The 15,632-nt window shown below is 74.6% G+C and carries 12 protein-coding genes; 8 read left to right on the top strand and 4 right to left on the bottom strand.

The window, feature by feature from the left end; genetic code table 11:
* The first annotated feature begins 330 nt into the window (after positions 1 to 330).
* Genes ACI2LW_RS07960 through ACI2LW_RS07940 form a run of 5 tightly spaced genes read left to right on the top strand, consistent with a single transcriptional unit; the run spans position 331 to position 7,804 of the window.
* Positions 331 to 4,038, top strand: a complete 3,708-nt coding sequence (locus ACI2LW_RS07960; RefSeq protein ID WP_404730301.1) for a nitrate reductase subunit alpha — start codon at positions 331 to 333, stop codon at positions 4,036 to 4,038.
* A 1-nt stretch (position 4,039) separates the two neighbouring features.
* Complete coding sequence (gene narH / locus ACI2LW_RS07955) at positions 4,040 to 5,575, top strand: nitrate reductase subunit beta (protein ID WP_404730300.1); 1,536 nt, start codon at positions 4,040 to 4,042, stop codon at positions 5,573 to 5,575.
* Complete coding sequence (gene narJ / locus ACI2LW_RS07950) at positions 5,572 to 6,399, top strand: nitrate reductase molybdenum cofactor assembly chaperone (protein WP_404730299.1); 828 nt, start codon at positions 5,572 to 5,574, stop codon at positions 6,397 to 6,399. Before narH ends, narJ begins: the two co-directional genes overlap by 4 nt.
* Complete coding sequence (gene narI, locus ACI2LW_RS07945; RefSeq protein ID WP_404730298.1) at positions 6,396 to 7,166, top strand: respiratory nitrate reductase subunit gamma; 771 nt, start codon at positions 6,396 to 6,398, stop codon at positions 7,164 to 7,166. Before narJ ends, narI begins: the two co-directional genes overlap by 4 nt.
* Positions 7,163 to 7,804 carry a vitamin K epoxide reductase family protein gene (locus ACI2LW_RS07940; protein ID WP_404730297.1) on the top strand — a complete coding sequence of 214 codons (642 nt, stop codon included), beginning with the start codon at positions 7,163 to 7,165 and terminating at the stop codon, positions 7,802 to 7,804. Before narI ends, ACI2LW_RS07940 begins: the two co-directional genes overlap by 4 nt.
* Before the next feature lie 258 nt (positions 7,805 to 8,062).
* On the opposite strand, the gene ACI2LW_RS07935 is transcribed toward ACI2LW_RS07940, so the two are convergent.
* From ACI2LW_RS07935 to ACI2LW_RS07925, 3 genes are all read right to left on the bottom strand, one after another.
* The gene (locus ACI2LW_RS07935; RefSeq protein ID WP_404730296.1) at positions 8,063 to 9,268 is read right to left on the bottom strand and encodes a globin domain-containing protein; all 1,206 of its coding nucleotides are present in this window, start codon (positions 9,266 to 9,268) and stop codon (positions 8,063 to 8,065) included.
* Positions 9,269 to 9,471: 203 nt separating this feature from the next.
* A complete protein-coding gene (locus ACI2LW_RS07930; protein WP_404730295.1) occupies positions 9,472 to 10,494 on the bottom strand; it encodes an Acg family FMN-binding oxidoreductase in 1,023 nt (340 codons plus the stop codon).
* A gap of 222 nt (positions 10,495 to 10,716) precedes the next feature.
* Entirely contained in the window at positions 10,717 to 12,444 is a 1,728-nt protein-coding gene (locus tag ACI2LW_RS07925; protein WP_404730294.1) for a GAF domain-containing protein, read from the bottom strand.
* Positions 12,445 to 12,731: 287 nt separating this feature from the next.
* On the opposite strand from ACI2LW_RS07925, the gene ACI2LW_RS07920 reads away from it, so the two are divergent.
* Positions 12,732 to 13,184: a hypothetical protein gene (locus ACI2LW_RS07920; RefSeq protein WP_404730293.1), complete on the top strand. Its 453-nt coding sequence runs from the start codon at positions 12,732 to 12,734 to the stop codon at positions 13,182 to 13,184.
* An 11-nt stretch (positions 13,185 to 13,195) separates the two neighbouring features.
* Positions 13,196 to 13,852: a CBS domain-containing protein gene (locus ACI2LW_RS07915; RefSeq protein WP_404730292.1), complete on the top strand. Its 657-nt coding sequence runs from the start codon at positions 13,196 to 13,198 to the stop codon at positions 13,850 to 13,852.
* A 141-nt stretch (positions 13,853 to 13,993) separates the two neighbouring features.
* On the opposite strand, the gene ACI2LW_RS07910 is transcribed toward ACI2LW_RS07915, so the two are convergent.
* Positions 13,994 to 14,281, bottom strand: a complete 288-nt coding sequence (locus ACI2LW_RS07910; RefSeq protein WP_404730291.1) for a metal-sensitive transcriptional regulator — start codon at positions 14,279 to 14,281, stop codon at positions 13,994 to 13,996.
* Positions 14,282 to 14,502: 221 nt separating this feature from the next.
* Between ACI2LW_RS07910 and ACI2LW_RS07905 the strand changes: the two genes are divergently transcribed.
* Positions 14,503 to 15,435, top strand: coding sequence for a universal stress protein (locus ACI2LW_RS07905; RefSeq protein WP_404730290.1), 933 nt, complete (start codon positions 14,503 to 14,505; stop codon positions 15,433 to 15,435).
* Positions 15,436 to 15,632 lie beyond the last annotated feature (197 nt).

The following is a 15,632-nucleotide window of genomic DNA, read 5'->3' as shown; positions in this document are numbered from 1 at the left end:
GTACGCCCGGCCGCCCGGGAGTCAGGGCAGACGTGAGGGGCGGCCGGACGGCGATCGAACCGGAGGACGGCGCGGGCGGTGCGCCCGGCCGGCCGTGGCCCGGGACGGGGGATGAGGCCGGGCCGGCACTGGGTGCGGTGGTACATGCGCTGCCTCCGATTCGATCGACGCCAGCATGCACCGCGCGGGGTCCCCCGCCGCAGCGCCGAGCGGCCCTGCTCATAGGGCCGTTGGTCCCTGGCCGGACAGGACCGCCGGGGCCGTACGGCGTGCGGCGGGAGGGCGTTCGGCCCAGGTCGCGGACGGTGGGGGCGGCTTAGGTTTCCGGCCATGGAGAACGACGACAACGCACGGCAGCCCGAGCCGCGCGCCGGGCAGGGCTGGCCGCTGGCCGCCCGCCGGCTGCTGACCCGCAGCGAGGTGTCCGCCGACGGCCGTGCCGTGTTCGGGCGCAACGACGGCACGTGGGAGGGCTTCTACCGGGACCGCTGGGCCCATGACAAGGTGGTCCGCTCCACGCACGGAGTGAACTGCACCGGTTCCTGCTCGTGGATGGTGTACGTCAAGGACGGCATCATCACCTGGGAGCACCAGGCCACCGACTACCCCTCCATCGGCGCCGACTGCCCCGAGTACGAGCCGCGCGGCTGCCCGCGCGGAGCCTCGTTCTCCTGGTACACCTACTCCCCCAGCCGGGTCCGGTACCCGTATGTGCGGGGCACGCTGCTGAAGATGTGGCGGGAGGCCCGGCGCCGGCTGGGCGACCCGGTGGCCGCGTGGGCGGAGATCACCGGTGACCCGGCGAAGGCGCGGGCCTACAAGCGGGCCCGCGGCAAGGGCGGTCTGGTGCGGGCCGGCTGGGACGAGGTGACGGAGCTGGTGGCCGCCGCCCATGTGCACACCGTCAAGACGTACGGCCCGGACCGGGTGGCGGGCTTCTCGCCGATCCCGGCGATGTCGATGGCGTCGTTCGCGGCGGGTTCCCGGTTCATGTCGCTGATCGGCGGGACGCTGCTGTCGTTCTACGACTGGTACGCGGACCTGCCGGTCGCCTCCCCGCAGGTCTTCGGCGACCAGACGGACGTCCCCGAGGCGGCGGACTGGTGGAACGCCGGCTATCTGGTCATGTGGGGCTCCAACATCCCGGTCACCCGCACCCCGGACGCGCACTTCCTGACCGAGACCCGGTACAACGGCACCAAGGTCGTCGCGGTCAGCCCCGACTACGCGGACAACGTGAAGTTCGCCGACGAGTGGATGGCCCCCCACCCCGGCACCGACGGGGCGCTGGCGATGGCCATGGGCCATGTGGTGCTGCGCGAGTTCCTGGTGGACCGCGAGGTGCCGTACTTCCGCGACTATCTGCGGGCCTACACCGACGCACCGTTCCTGGTGACCCTGCGCGAGAGCGGGCACGGGCTCGTCCCGGACGGCTTCCTGACCGCGGCCGACCTGGGCGGCGAGCACGCGGCCGCGGAGCACGCCGGGTCCAAGACGGTGCTCGTCGACCGGGCCACCGGCGAGGCGGTGGTCCCCGGCGGCTCGCTCGGCTTCCGGTGGGGTGAGGCCGAGCGGGGCCGCTGGAACCTGGACCTCGGCGACGTCGAACCGGAGCTGAGCCTGCTGGAGACCGCCGAGGAGACGGTGGAGGTGGCGCTGCCCCGGTTCGACGAGGGCGCCACCGAGGGCGGCTCGGTGATGACGCGCGGCGTGCCGGTACGGCGCGTCGGCGGGCGGCTGGTCACCACCGTGTTCGACCTGATGCTCGCCCAGTACGGGGTGGCCCGGCCGGGCCTGCCCGGCCGCTGGCCCACCTCCTACGACGACGCCGAGGAGCCGTACACCCCCGCCTGGCAGGAGACCGTCACCTCGGTGCCCGCCGCGCAGGCGGCGCGGATCGCGCGGGAGTTCGCCCGCAACGCCGAGCGCACCAACGGCCGGTCGATGATCGCGATGGGTGCGGGCACCAACCACTGGTTCCACTCCGACACCATCTACCGGGCGTTCCTGGCGCTGACCACGATGACCGGCTGCCAGGGCGTCAACGGCGGCGGCTGGGCGCACTACGTGGGCCAGGAGAAGGTCCGTCCGCTGACCGGCTTCCAGCATCTGGCGTTCGCGTTCGACTGGCAGCGTCCCACCCGGCACATGGCGGGCACCTCCTACTGGTACCTCAACACCGACCAGTGGCGCTACGAGGCCTTCGGCCCCGACGAGCTGGCCTCGCCCCTCGGCGAAGGCCGCTTCGCGGGCAAGGCGTTCGCGGACTGTCTGGCGCAGGCGGTGCGCCTGGGCTGGACCCCCGGCCACCCCGGCTTCAACCGCAACCCGCTGGACCTGGCGGACGAGGCCGCGGCCGCCGGGCGCCCGGTCGCCGAGCACATCGTGGACGAACTGAGGTCCGGGCGGCTGCGGTTCGCCGCCGAGGACCCGGACGACCCGGCCAACTTCCCCCGGGTGCTGACCGTGTGGCGGGCCAATCTGCTGGGCTCCTCCGGCAAGGGCAACGAGTACTTCCTGCGGCATCTGCTGGGCACGGACGCGGCCGTACGCTCCGCCGAGACCCCCGAGGGGCAGCGGCCCGAGGAGGTGGTGTGGCGCGAGGAGGCCCCCGAGGGCAAGCTGGACCTGCTGGTCTCCATGGACTTCCGGATGACCTCGACCGGACTGCTGTCCGACGTGGTCCTGCCGGCCGCGACCTGGTACGAGAAGGACGACCTGTCCAGCACGGACATGCACCCCTTCGTGCACGCCTTCACCCCGGCCATCGCCCCGCCCTGGCAGGCCCGCACCGACTACGACACCTTCCTCGGCATCGCCGACCGGTTCAGCGAGCTGGCCGCGGAGCACCTGGGCACCCGCACCGACGTGCTGGCCGTGCCGCTCACCCACGACACCCCGGACGAACTCGCCCAGCCCGGCGGGACGGTGCGGGACTGGCGGCGCGGCGAGTGCGAGCCGGTGCCGGGCCGGACGATGCCCAAGCTGGTGGTCGTGGAGCGGGACTACGCGGCCGTGGCGCAGAAGATCCGCGCGGTCGGCCCGCTGCTGGACACGCTCGGCACCACCACCAAGGGCGTCACCGTCCACCCGGACCGGGAGATCGAGGAGCTGCGGCACCGCAACGGCACGGTGCGCGACGGAGCCGGCGCCGGCCGTCCCTCGCTGGCCACCGCCACCGACATGTGCGAGGCGATCCTCGCGCTGTCCGGCACCACCAACGGCCGCCTGGCGACCGAGGGGTTCCGGGAGCTGGAGCGGCAGACCGGCAGCGAGGGCCTGGTGGAGCTGTCCGCCGAGCGGGAGGCCGAGCGGATCACCTTCGCCGACACCCGCACCCAGCCGCGCGCGGTGATGACCTCCTACGAGTGGTCGGGTTCGGAGACCGGCGGCCGCCGCTACTCCCCCTTCGTGATCAACGTCGAGCACAAGAAGCCGTGGCACACCCTCACCGGACGCCAGCACTTCTTCGTCCAGCACGACTGGATCGCCGAGCTGGGCGAGCAGCTGCCGGTCTACCGGCCGCCGCTGAACGCCATCCGGCACTACGGCGACGAGCACCTGGGCGAGGACGGCCGCGCCGAGGTGACGGTGCGCTATCTGACCCCGCACTCGAAGTGGTCCATCCACTCCAACTACCAGGACAACAAGTACATGCTGGACCTGTCCCGCGGCGGCCCGGTGATCTGGATGTCGCACGCGGACGCGGAGAAGATCGGCGTGCGCGACAACGAGTGGATCGAGGCGTACAACCGCAACGGCGTGGTGGCCGCCCGTGCGGTGGTCACCCACCGGATGCCCGAGGGCACGGTGTACATGTACCACGCCCAGGACCGCAACGTGAACGTGCCGAAGACCGAGCTCACCGGCAGGCGCGGCGGCATCCACAACTCGCTGACCCGGCTGCTGCTCAAGCCCACCCATCTGGCCGGCGGCTACGCCCAGTTCACCTACGCCTTCAACTACTACGGGCCCACCGGCAACCAGCGTGACGAGGTCACCGTCATACGCCGCCGCAGCCAGCAAGTGGAGTACTGACATGCGTGTGATGGCTCAGATCGCCATGGTGATGAACCTCGACAAGTGCATCGGGTGCCACACCTGCTCGGTCACCTGCAAGCAGACCTGGACCAACCGGACCGGCGTGGAGTACGCCTGGTTCAACAACGTGGAGACCAAGCCCGGCGTCGGCTACCCGCGCCGCTACGAGGACCAGGAGCAGTGGAAGGGCGGCTGGACGCTGGACCGCAAGGGCCGGCTGGTGCTGCGCTCCGGCGGCCGGGTCAAGCGGCTGCTGTCGCTGTTCTCCAACCCGGACCTGCCGTCCATCGAGGACTACTACGAGCCGGTGACGTACGACTACGACAACCTGGTCAGCGCCCCGGCCGGCCCGGACATGCCGGTCGCCCGCCCCCGCTCGGTGCTCACCGGCAGGCCCACCTCCATCACCTGGGGCGCCAACTGGGAGGACGGGCTGGGCGGTGCGCCCGAGCACGCGGGCGGCGACCCCAACCTGAGCGGCGCCTGGGCGGAGAAGGTGAAGTTCGAGTTCGAGCAGACCTTCCTGTTCCATCTGCCGAGGCTGTGCGAGCACTGCCTCAACCCGGCCTGTGTGTCGGCCTGCCCGTCGGGCGCGATGTACAAGCGGGTGGAGGACGGCATCGTCCTGGTCGACCAGGACCGCTGCCGGGGCTGGCGGATGTGCGTCACGGCGTGCCCGTACAAGAAGGTGTACGTCAACCACGCCACCGGCAAGGCCGAGAAGTGCACGTTCTGCTTCCCGCGGATCGAGGCGGGGCAGCCCACGGTGTGCTCGGAGACCTGCGTGGGCCGGCTGCGCTACCTCGGGCTGCTGCTGTACGACGCCGACAAGGTGGGCGAGGCCGCGGCGACCCCGGACGAGCGGTACCTGCTGGACGCCCAGCGGAACGTCTTCCTCGACCCGTCCGACCCCGAGGTGATCGCCGCCGCGCGGGAGTCGGGCATCCCGGAGGACTGGCTGGACGCGGCCCGCCGCTCCCCGGTGTACGCGCTGGTGTCGAAGTACAAGGTGGCGCTGCCGCTGCACCCGGAGTACCGCACGCTGCCCATGGTCTGGTACGTGCCGCCGCTCTCCCCCGTCCTGGACGCGGTGACCTCGGCGGGTGGCGACCAGGACGACCCGGACCACGTGTTCGCGGCCGTGACCCGGCTGCGGATCCCGCTGGAGTACCTGGCGGAGCTGTTCACCGCCGGGGACACCGACGTGGTCGGCGGGGTGCTGATGAAGCTGACCGCGCTGCGCTCCTACATGCGGGAGCGGACCCTCGGCGAGGCCGGGGACGAGGCGGTGCTGAAGGCCGTCGGGCTGACCGCGCGGGAGGCGGAGGACCTGCACCGACTGCTGGCGGTCGCCAAGTACCACGACCGGTACGTGGTGCCGGCCGCGCACAAGGAGGACGCCGCCGCGCTCACCGCCATGGAGAACCGCTGCCCGGTGGAGTCCTCCGGCGAGCCCGCCGAGCGCAAGGTGATGCTCGGCATCCCCACCCTGCGCCGCCGCGATCCCGACGCCCCGGCGGGAGGCCACGCGTGAGCCCGCTGCCCGCCACCGGCGCCGGACGCCCGGGGGGAACCCGGTCCGTGCCCGCCCTCGTCCGCACCCGGCTGCGGGCGGCCGTGCGCCGCCCGTCCCGGCTCACCCCCGAGGAGATCCTGGACCGCGCGCTGGTACTGCGGCTGCTGTCGCTGCTGCTGCAGTACCCGGACGCCGAACTCGCCGCCGCGCGGCCCACCGTGGCCGCCACCGTGCGGGCGCTGCCCGAGTCGCCGGCCGCCGTGGAACTGGCCCTGTTCACCGACTGGTTCTCGGCGCAGGAGCCCGAGGCGCTGGAGCGGCACTACGTCGAGATGTTCGACCTGCGGCGCAAGAGCAGCCTCTACCTCACCTACTACCTGCACGGCGACACCCGCCGCCGGGGCATGGCCCTGCTCACCCTGGCCCAGCGCTACCGGGCCGCGGGCTGGGAGACCGGCGGCGGGGAACTGCCCGACCACCTGCCGGTGGTGCTGGAGTTCGCCGCGCTGTGCGGCCCGGGCGCCGGTGAGGCCCCGCTGCGCCAGCACCGGCGCGGTCTGGAGCTGATCCACCGGGCGCTGACCGACGCGGACTCGCCCTACCGGCACCTGTCGGCCGCGCTGCTCGCGCTGCTGCCGCCGGCCACCGAGGCCGACCTCGCGGCCGTGGCCGAACTGGCCGCCGAGGGGCCGCCGAACGAGGACGTGGGCCTCGACCCGTACGCGGGCGGCTCCTTCGCCCCGCCGGGCACCTTCGCCCCGCCGGGCACCTTCGTGCCGCCCGAGCAGGCCCCGCCCACCGTTGTGCCCCCCTTCCCGTCGTCCACGGATGGTCCCCGATGAACGCTTCAGGTACCGACCTCCTGCTGTGGGTCGCCCTCCCCTACATCTGCCTGGCCGTGTTCGCCGTGGGGCACGTCTGGCGCTACCGGCAGGACCAGTTCGGCTGGACCTCGCGCACCAGCCAGCTCCTCGAGCACCGGTGGCTGCGCTGGGGCAGCCCACTCTTCCACCTCGGGGCCTTCATGGTGATCGCCGGGCACGTGGTGGGCCTCGCGGTCCCGGCGTCCTGGACGGAGGCGGTGGGCGTCAGCGAGCACGCGTACCACACCACCGCCGTGTGGGCGGGCTCGGTCGCGGGCGTCGCCATGGTCACCGGGCTCGGCATGCTGTGCGCGCGCAGGCTGCTGACCCGGCGGATCCGGCTCGGCACCGACCGCAGCGACAAGGTGCTCTTCCCGCTGCTGTCCGCGACCGTGCTGCTCGGCATCTCGGCGACGGCCGCGCACAACGTCTTCGGCGGCGGCTACGACTACCGGGAGACCGTCTCGGTGTGGTTCCGCGGCGTGTTCACCCTCCAGCCCCAGCCGGAGGCGATCACCGGGGCGCCGCTGCTGTTCCAGCTGCACGCCCTGAGCGCCTGCCTGCTCTTCGCGGCCTGGCCGTTCACCCGGCTCGTGCACGTGTGGAGCGCCCCGGTCGGCTACCTGGTCCGGCCGTACCTGGTCTACCGGCGCCGCGCCGCCGCGCCGCGGGCCGCGGGGCACGGCGCGCTGCCGCACCAGCGCGGCCGTGCGGCGGGCGAGCCCCGGCGCCGGCGGGCGGCATGACCGCGCCGCACCCGGCCTGGTCCCGGCACGCCGCGGGGCGGGCGCGCTCCGCGGCGCCGGGCCGGCGGATCGGCCTGCTGCTGACGCTGACCGGGGCCGTCGGCTGGCTCGCGTCCTTCCAGCTGGCGGTGGAGGACTGGCGGGTGCTGAAGGACCCCACCCACCAGCTGTCCTGCGACATCAGCCCGGTGGTGGGCTGCGGCAGCGCCATGGCGAGCGCGCAGGGCAACCTGTTCGGCTTTCCCAACATGCTGCTGGGCCTCGGCGCGTTCGCCGCGGTCGTCACCCTCGGCGTGGTCGTCCTCACCGGCGGCCGGCCGCACCGGGCGGTGTGGCTGGCGCTGCAGGCGGGCGCGTTCACCGGCGTCGTCTTCGTGCACTGGCTGATCTGGCAGTCGCTGTACGTGCTCAACCGCGTCTGCCCGTACTGCGCCGTGGTGTGGGTCGTGACCATCGCCCTGTTCTGGTACGTCACCCTGCACAACCTGAGGGCGGGGATCGTCCGCACGCCCGCGGCGGCCCGGTCGTTCCTCACCCTGGTGCTGGACACGCACTGGCTCCTGCTGGCGGCCTGGTACGGCGTGATCGCCATGCTGGTGCTGACCCGCTTCTGGTCGTACTGGACCGGCCTGCTGTGACCCGCCGCCCGCGGCGGGCGGGGCTCCCGCAGCGGGCCTTCCGGGTCCGCCGGCCGGTGCGGGCCCGTCTTCCGGTCCGCCGGCCGGTGCGGGCGGGTGCGGGCGGCCCGGCGGGCGCGGTGCGGCGGGACGGCGGGCGTGCGGCGGCCCGGCGGCGGGACGGGGGGCGCGTGCGGCGGGCGCGTACGGCGAGCCCCCCGGCACCGGTCCGGTGCCGGGGGGCTCGGTAGGTCCGCGGGCCGCCGCGCGGGCTCGTCGTCAGCCCTCCGCGTGGGCCAGCCACAGGTCGGGGCCGAAGACCTCGTAGCGGATGCGCCGGGCGGGCACGCCGGCCTTCAGCAGCTGCGTGCGGGCGGCGCGCATGAAGGGCAGCGCACCGCACAGGTAGACGTCGGCGTCCGCGGGCAGGCCGAGTCCGTCGAGGTCCATCAGGCCCTCGTGCGCGCCCGGTTCGGCCGCGGCGTCCTGCTCGTACCAGAACTCGGCGCGGGCGTCGGCCAGTTCGCCCACCAGGCGGCGCGTGTCGGCGCGCAGCGCGTGGTCGGCCGGGGAGCGGTCGGCGTGCAGGACCCAGACGTTGCGGTCGGAGCCGGTGGCGGCGAGGTGCTCCAGCATGCCGGTCATCGGGGTGCATCCGATGCCGGCGGACACCAGCACCAGCGGCGCCCCGGAGTCGTCGAGGACCACGTCGCCGAAGGGGGCGGACAGGGTGAGCTCGTCACCGGAGCGGACGGTGCGGTGCAGTTGGCTGGACACCTCGCCCTCGGGGGCGTCGGCCACGCTCGCGACCCGCTTGACGGTGATGCGGCGCACCTGGCCGCCGGGGGCGCCGGAGATGCTGTACTGGCGCAGCTGGTGGACGCCGTCGGGCATCAGCACGCGGACGCTGACGTACTGGCCGGCGCGGGCGGGCGGCACCGGTCCGCCGTCGGCGGGGCGGAGCAGGAAGGACGCCACGTCGGCGGTCTCCTCCCGGCGCTCCACGACGGTCCACTGCCGCCAGGGGCGGCGCGGGTCGACGCCGGCCTCCTGGTACAGGCGCGCCTCGCGGGCGATGAGCGCGCCGGCCATCAGCCAGTACACCTCGTCCCAGGCGCCGGCGACCTCCGGGGTGACCGCGTCCCCGAGGACGTCGCCGATCGCCCGGAACAGGTACTTGTGGACGATCGTGTACTGGTCCTCCGTGACGCCGAGCGCCGCGTGCTTGTGCGCGATGCGGGACAGCAGCGCGTCCGGGCGGGCGTCGGGATCGGCGAGCAGCGCCTGGGCGAAGGCGGCGATGGAACCGGCCAGTGCCCTGCGCTGTTCGCCGCTGGCCTGGTTGCCGCGGTTGAACAACCCGTCGAGCAACTGCGGCTGTTCGGAGAACATCGTGGCGTAGAAGCGAGTCGTGATCTCGTCGAGGGCGCCGCCCACGGCGGGCAGGGTGGCGCGGACGACGGCGGCGGACTCGGGCGAAAGCATGGGTCTCCTCGGGAGTGCGGGTGGTGGGGGGTCCGCGGTTCGCGCGGCGCTGTGCCACTCGTCTATCAGCCCCGCGGGTCCCGGATGGGCCGAAAGGGCATTTCGGGGACGAACGGCCGCGCGGCCCGGGCCGGTCGGTCCCGCGGGCCCCGCGCGAACGGGGACCGTACGGCCCTACCGTCCCGCTCCCGGGGACGGGAGGGTCAGGCGTCCGGCACCCGCCCGGTGATGTCCAGGACCTCGTGGACGGGGCGGCGGGGCGTGGCCGGGCCGCTCGGTCCGTAGCCGAGGCGCAGCACCATCTGCACATGTCCGTGGCCCCCGACCGGGTCGCGGGTCAGCAGCCGCAGGTCCGGGCTCTCCAGCGAGTGGGAGCTCAGGGAGGTGGCCAGACCCGCGGAGGTGGCCTCCAGCAGGACGCGCTCGAGCGCCTGCCCGGCGACCAGCCAGTCCGCCCGGGTGTCGCCGCGGGTGCTCAGCAGGGCCAGATGGGGCCGCTGTTCGAAGTCGGCGGTGCCGCGGTCGGCCACCGGGCGGCGCCCGGCGAAGTCGCGCAGCGGGGCCCTGCCGCCGCGCGGGCGCGGCCCGAACGCGTACTCGGGTACGCCGTCGACGGCGGCGTCCGCCTCGGCGCCCAGCCGGGTCCAGCGCGTCAGGTCCTCGCTGGCGGCCGGGTCCAGGGCGTCACGGCTCTCCGCGTCGCGCACCAGCTCCAGCACCGCCTCGGAGTGCCAGACGCCCGGGAACTGCAGCTCGGCGCCCTCCCGGGCCGCGGCGGCGCGCAGGGTTTCGCGGACGCCCTCGGGGATGTCCCGCTCGTCGAAGGGGTAGCGGCTGGTGTGCCGCCGGGCGATCGCCGGGTGCAGCCGGCCCAGGCCGGGGTCCTCGTCCCCGCCGGGTGCGCCGGCGGCGGGCCCGGTGAGACGTACCGCGGCGAGCAGCAGCGGGTCGGCGGGGTCGGGCAGCAGCCGCACCTCGGCGCCGAGACCCTCGTGCGCGGCGGCGACCCGCAGATTGAACAGGGCGGCGCCGCAGCCGATGTGCAGGGCCCGGTCGCCGGGGTCGGACCGGCGCATGGACCGCCGTGGATCGGCGCTCAGGAACACGGTGGTGGTGTCGCCGTCGTAGCGGAACCTCCAGGGCTGCGCGTTGTGCATCGACGGGGCGGCCGTGGCCGCCCCGGCCAGCGCGGTCACCGTCCTGACGTCGGGCTGTCGTACGAGCATCGCGACCTCCTCGGAGCCGGCCCCTCCCGGTGCCGGCACTCCGCCTCTTCCGCGTTCCCAGTCAACTCCCGGGCGGCCCGTCCGCGCAGGAGCCGACCGGCCCCCGTCAAGGTCCCGATGGGCCCGGATCCCGCCCGGCCCTTCTCGGCCGCTCCTCTCAGCCGACCCCCTCAGCCGACCCCCTCAGGCGGCCCCGTCCGGCGGCGCTCTCAGCCGGCCCGCTCAGCGGTTCCGGTCCGTCACCGGTGCGTGCCACACGAGGCGGGTTCCCCCGCCCTCGGGCGTGCTCCACTCCAGGTCACCGCCGAGCTTGCGGGCCCGCTCGGCCATGTTCGCCAGCCCGCTGCGCCGCCCCTCGGCCGGGATCCCCACACCGTTGTCCGTCACCGTCAGCCGCACCTGCCGCCCGTCCGTCTCCAGCGCCACCTCGACATGGTCCGCGTGGGCGTGCCGTGCGACGTTGGTCAGCGCTTCGGAGAGCACGGCCACGATGTGCTCGGCGGTCTCCTTGGACACATGCGTGTCCAGCAGCCCCTCCATCCGCACACTCGGCGCGAACCCCAGCACCTGCGTCGCCTCACCCGCCACCCGCACCGCGCGCGCCCGCAGCCCCGGCGCCTCACCGTCGTCCCGCGCACGCAGACCGAAGATCGTCGAACGGATGATCTTGATGGTCTCGTCCAGGTCGTCCACCGCCCGCAGCACCCGCTCCTTGGCCCCCGGATGCTCGATCAGACGACCCGCGCTCTGCAACGTCATCCCCGTCGCGAACAACCGCTGGATCGCCAGGTCGTGCAGGTCCCGCGCGATCCGGTCCCGGTCCTCCAGCAGCACGATCTGCTCCGCGTCCTGCCGCCGCTCCGCCAGCTCCATCGCCACCGCCGCCTGGGCCGCGAAACCCCGCAGCGGACCGGTCTCCTCCTCGGCGAACGGAGCCCGGCCCGCCGCCCGCACCAGCAGGACCACGCCGCGCACACCGCCGCCGGTACCGATCGGCACGGCGACCGCGGGGCCGAGGCCGGCGAACCGCGGCGGGCCGGCCGAGACCCGCTCGTCGCGGGAGATGTCCGTGCTCGTGACGGGCGCGGCGGTGGAGAAGGCATGGCCCACCAGGCTGTCGTCCACGGGCAGGACCAGCCCGCGGTGCGCCGCCGCCTCGCGGCCGATGGCCAGCTCCACCGTGAGCCTGTCGGTGCCGGCCACCGGGACCGCGAGCACGGCGAGGGCCGCGCCGCTGATCTCCTGGGCGCGTTCGGTGATCAGGTGCAGCACCTCGCCCCGCTCACTGCCGGACATCAGGCTGTGGGTGATCTCCGCACTGGCCCGCAGCCAGCGCTCACGCAGCCGGGACCGTTCGTAGAGGCGGGCGTTGTCGATGGCCACGCCCGCCGCGACCGCGAGCGTCGACAGGACGGACTCGTCCTCCTCGTCGAACTGCGCCCCGCCCCGCTTCTCCGTGAGGTAGAGGTTGCCGAACACCTGGTCGCGGACCCGGATCGGCACGCCGAGGAAGGACGTCATCGGCGGGTGGTGGGGCGGAAAGCCGTACGAGGCCGGGTGCTCGGACAGGTTGGTCAGCCGCAGCGGCTCCGGGTGCCGGATCAGCTCCCCGAGGATGCCCTTGCCCTCCGGGTAGGGGCCGATGCGGGCGATCTCCTCCTCGCTGAGCCCGACGGTGAGGAAGTCCGACAGCAGCCTGCCGTCCGGGCCGATCACGCCCAGGGCCGCGTACCGCGCGTCCACCAGGGCCGCGGCGGCCTCGACGATCCGCCGCAGCGCCTGTTCCAGGTCCAGCTCGCGGCCGACGGTGAGCACCGCCTCCAGCAGGCTCTGGACCCGGTCCCGGGTGCCCCGCGCGGCGTCCAGGCGGGCCTGGAGCTCTCCCAGCAGTTCGTCCAGGCGCAGCTGCGGCAGGCGTACCCGGGCGTCCTCCTCCTCGGGGTTTCCCACGGCGGACCCTCCAGCTCTTCGACGCACCTACGGCCAACGCTTCCGCCATTCGCCACGGTAACGGTCCCGGAGCGGACGTCTCACGGCGGGCCGAGGGGTGGTGGGGCGGCGGTGCGGCGGCGGCCCCCGCCGGTCACCGGGGTCGCGCGCCCCGGCGGTCCAGGAGTGCAGGAGTGCCTCCCGTCATCCGGGACCCACGGGCCCGCGGGCGGGGCCGGGTGGCCCTGGGAGCGGGGTGGGGGCGGCGGCAGTCTGAGGGTCCGGCGACGATCCGAGGAGCGGAGCTCATGACTGCAGGAACTGCCAGAACTGCCGGAACTGCCGGGACTGCCGGGACTGCCGGGACCACCGGGACCACCGGGACCACCGGGGACCGCGGCACTCGTGACGTCACCACCCTTCATGTGCGGGCCGAGGGCGGGGTGGACGAGGAAGCGCTCGCCTACCTCCGCGAGAAGGTCGGCGCGGTGCTCGACCGCCCCGGGCTCCCGCCCGTCAGCGGCGAGGTCCGCGTCACGCGGTCGGCGGCCCACCACGTGGAACGCCCCTGGTCGGCGGGCGCCGAGATCCGGGTGGGCGCCGATCTGGTCGTCGTGCGCGCCCGGGAGGCCACCGCCCACGAACTCGCCGACCGGCTGCAGGACCGGCTCCGGGCCCGGACCGAACGGGTCGCGCACCGCTGGGACGCCGCCCGCAGGACGGCCGCGCCGCCGCCGTGGCGCGGCGGGCCGGAGCGTTAGGGGCACGGCACATGGCATCGCACACCGTCGGTGAGGTGATGACGCGGGAGGTCGTCCTGGCCCACCGGACGACCTCGTTCAAGGAGCTGGTCCGGCTGCTGGACCACCACCGGATCAGCGGGCTGCCCGTCGTCGACCACGACGACAAGGTGGTCGGCGTGCTCTCCGGAACCGATCTCGTGCGGGAGCAGGCGGCCCGGGCCCGCGGGGGGCCGGCCCGGGCCGTCACGGCCCAGGACCTGATGTCGTCCCCCGCGGTCACCGTGCACCCGGAGCAGCCCGTCCCGGACGCGGCGCGCCTGATGGAGCGGCACGGCATCGAGCGGCTGCCGGTGGTGGACGAGGAGGACCGCCTCATCGGCATCGCCACGCGCCGTGATCTGCTGCGGGTCTTCCTGCGTACGGACGAGGACATCCGCCGCGAGGTGACCGGCACGGTGGTGACCGGCGAACTGGGTCTGCCGCCCGGGACGGTCACCGTGTCGGTCCAGGACGGCGTGGTGACGCTGCGCGGCCGTGTCGAGCTGCGCAGCGACGTCGCCGTGGCCCTGCACCTCACCTGGCGGGTGGAGGGCGTGATCGGGGTGGTCAACCTGCTGGCCCACCGCACGGACGACTGCCTGCCCCCGGTCACGCCCCTGCCCACCCTGCGCCGCGCCCGGCCGTGAGACCGGCGGCGCGGCGCACGCCACGCCTGGTACACGGCCGGCGCACACCCGGCGGCGTACGCCCCCGCCGCGCACACCCGGCGGCGTACGCCCCCGCCGCGTACGCCCCCTGCCGCGCCCGTCCTCAGGCCGTACGCCCGCTCAGGCGAGGGACAGGAACAGCTTCTCCATGCGGGCCCGCATCCGAACGGCGTCCTCGCCGTCGGTCCGCCCCGACTCGATGTCGGCCACGCACTTCTGCAGTCCGGTGGCGATGATGGCGAAACCGGCCCGGTCCAGGGCGCGGGAGGCGGCGGCGAGCTGGGTGACGACGTCCTCGCAGTCCCGTCCCTCCTCGATCATCCGGATCACTCCGGAGATCTGGCCCTGCGCGCGGCGCAGCCGGTTCAGCACGGCCTTGAGGCCGTCGCCCTCGAGTTCCAGTTCCACGATCACTCCTCGCCCCATACCCCAGGGGGTACTGTACGTCCCGGTCCGGGACGACGTCGACCGCCCCACTCCCCCCAAGGACGAACCGGCCCCGCCCATTCCCCCGCGTGCTCCCGCTCACCGACCGACCGGTCGGCTCCGTCGCCGTGGACCACTCGGCCCTCCTGCCGCGGGTCCCCCCGTCAGCAGAGTGGAGGCATCCACCGAAGGAGGGCATGGAAATGTCGCTCACCCCCGTCCGTCCCGTCGTCGCCGGCCTGGACGGCCGCCGTACGAGCGTCGAGGCCGCCGACTGGGCCGCCCGTGAGGCCGTGCGGCGTGGAGTGCCGCTGCGGCTGGTGCACGCCTGGGAGCAGCCGATCGTCCCGTACGCCTCCCTCGCGCGCATGGCGGCTCCGCCGGACCCGGAGCGGTCGGCCGAGCTGCCGGCCCGGGCGCGTGACTTCCTGGCCGGCCGCCACCCCGGCCTCGACATCACCGTCGAGCGGCCGGGCGGTGATCCGGCGGCCGCGCTCCTGGCCGCGGCGGCGGACGCCGAGATGCTGGTGCTGGGCACCCGCGGGCTCGGCCGGACCGCCGGGTTCCTGCTCGGCTCCGTGGCCCGCAGCGTGGTGGCGCGGGCCGAACGGCCGGTGGTGCTGGTCCGGTTCCACGAGCCGGACGCCGACGGGGCCGACACCGTGCGGCCGGGTCCCGCCGAGGCCGCCGCGACGGAGGCTGCGCCGGCGGCGGAGGGCGCCGGCCGGGACGGCGAGGTGGTCGTCGGCGTGGACCTCGACGGTCCCGACGACGCGGTGCTCGCCTTCGCCTTCGACGCCGCCGTGCGGCGCGGCACCGGCCTCCGGGTCGTCCACGGCCGGTGCCCGGCCGACGAGCCGGCCGTCGCGGCGGGCCTCGCGGAGACCGACGCGCTGCCCGGCCCGCTGGCCGAGGCGCTGCGGCCCTGGCGGGAGAAGTTCCCCGGGGTGGCGGTGACCGCGGAGGCGGCGATCGGCCGGCCCGGCTCCCACCTGGTGGAGGCCTCGGCGAACGCCGCCCTGGTGGTCGTGGGGCGGGCGGCCCGCCACGCCTCCCTCGGCACCCACATCGGCCCGGTGACGGACGCGGTGCTGCGGCAGGCGGCGTCGCCGGTGGCGGTGGTGCCCCACGAGTGAGACGGCCTCCGGCCCGACGGCCGTACGGCGCACGGCGTCCGCGTACGGCATACGGCATACGGCATACGGCATACGGCATACGGCATACGGCGGGGACGGCCCCCGGGGCCGGGCGGACTCCACGGAGTCCGCCCGGCCCCGGTCCTGTCACCGCCGTACGGCCCGCGCCGCGCCGGAGCCGAGCCGCGCGGAGGCCG

It is taken from the genome of Streptomyces sp. NPDC004065 (assembly GCF_044903565.1).
In the GTDB taxonomy this organism is placed as follows: domain Bacteria; phylum Actinomycetota; class Actinomycetes; order Streptomycetales; family Streptomycetaceae; genus Streptomyces.
This window is presented reverse-complemented; position numbering and strand designations above follow the sequence as displayed.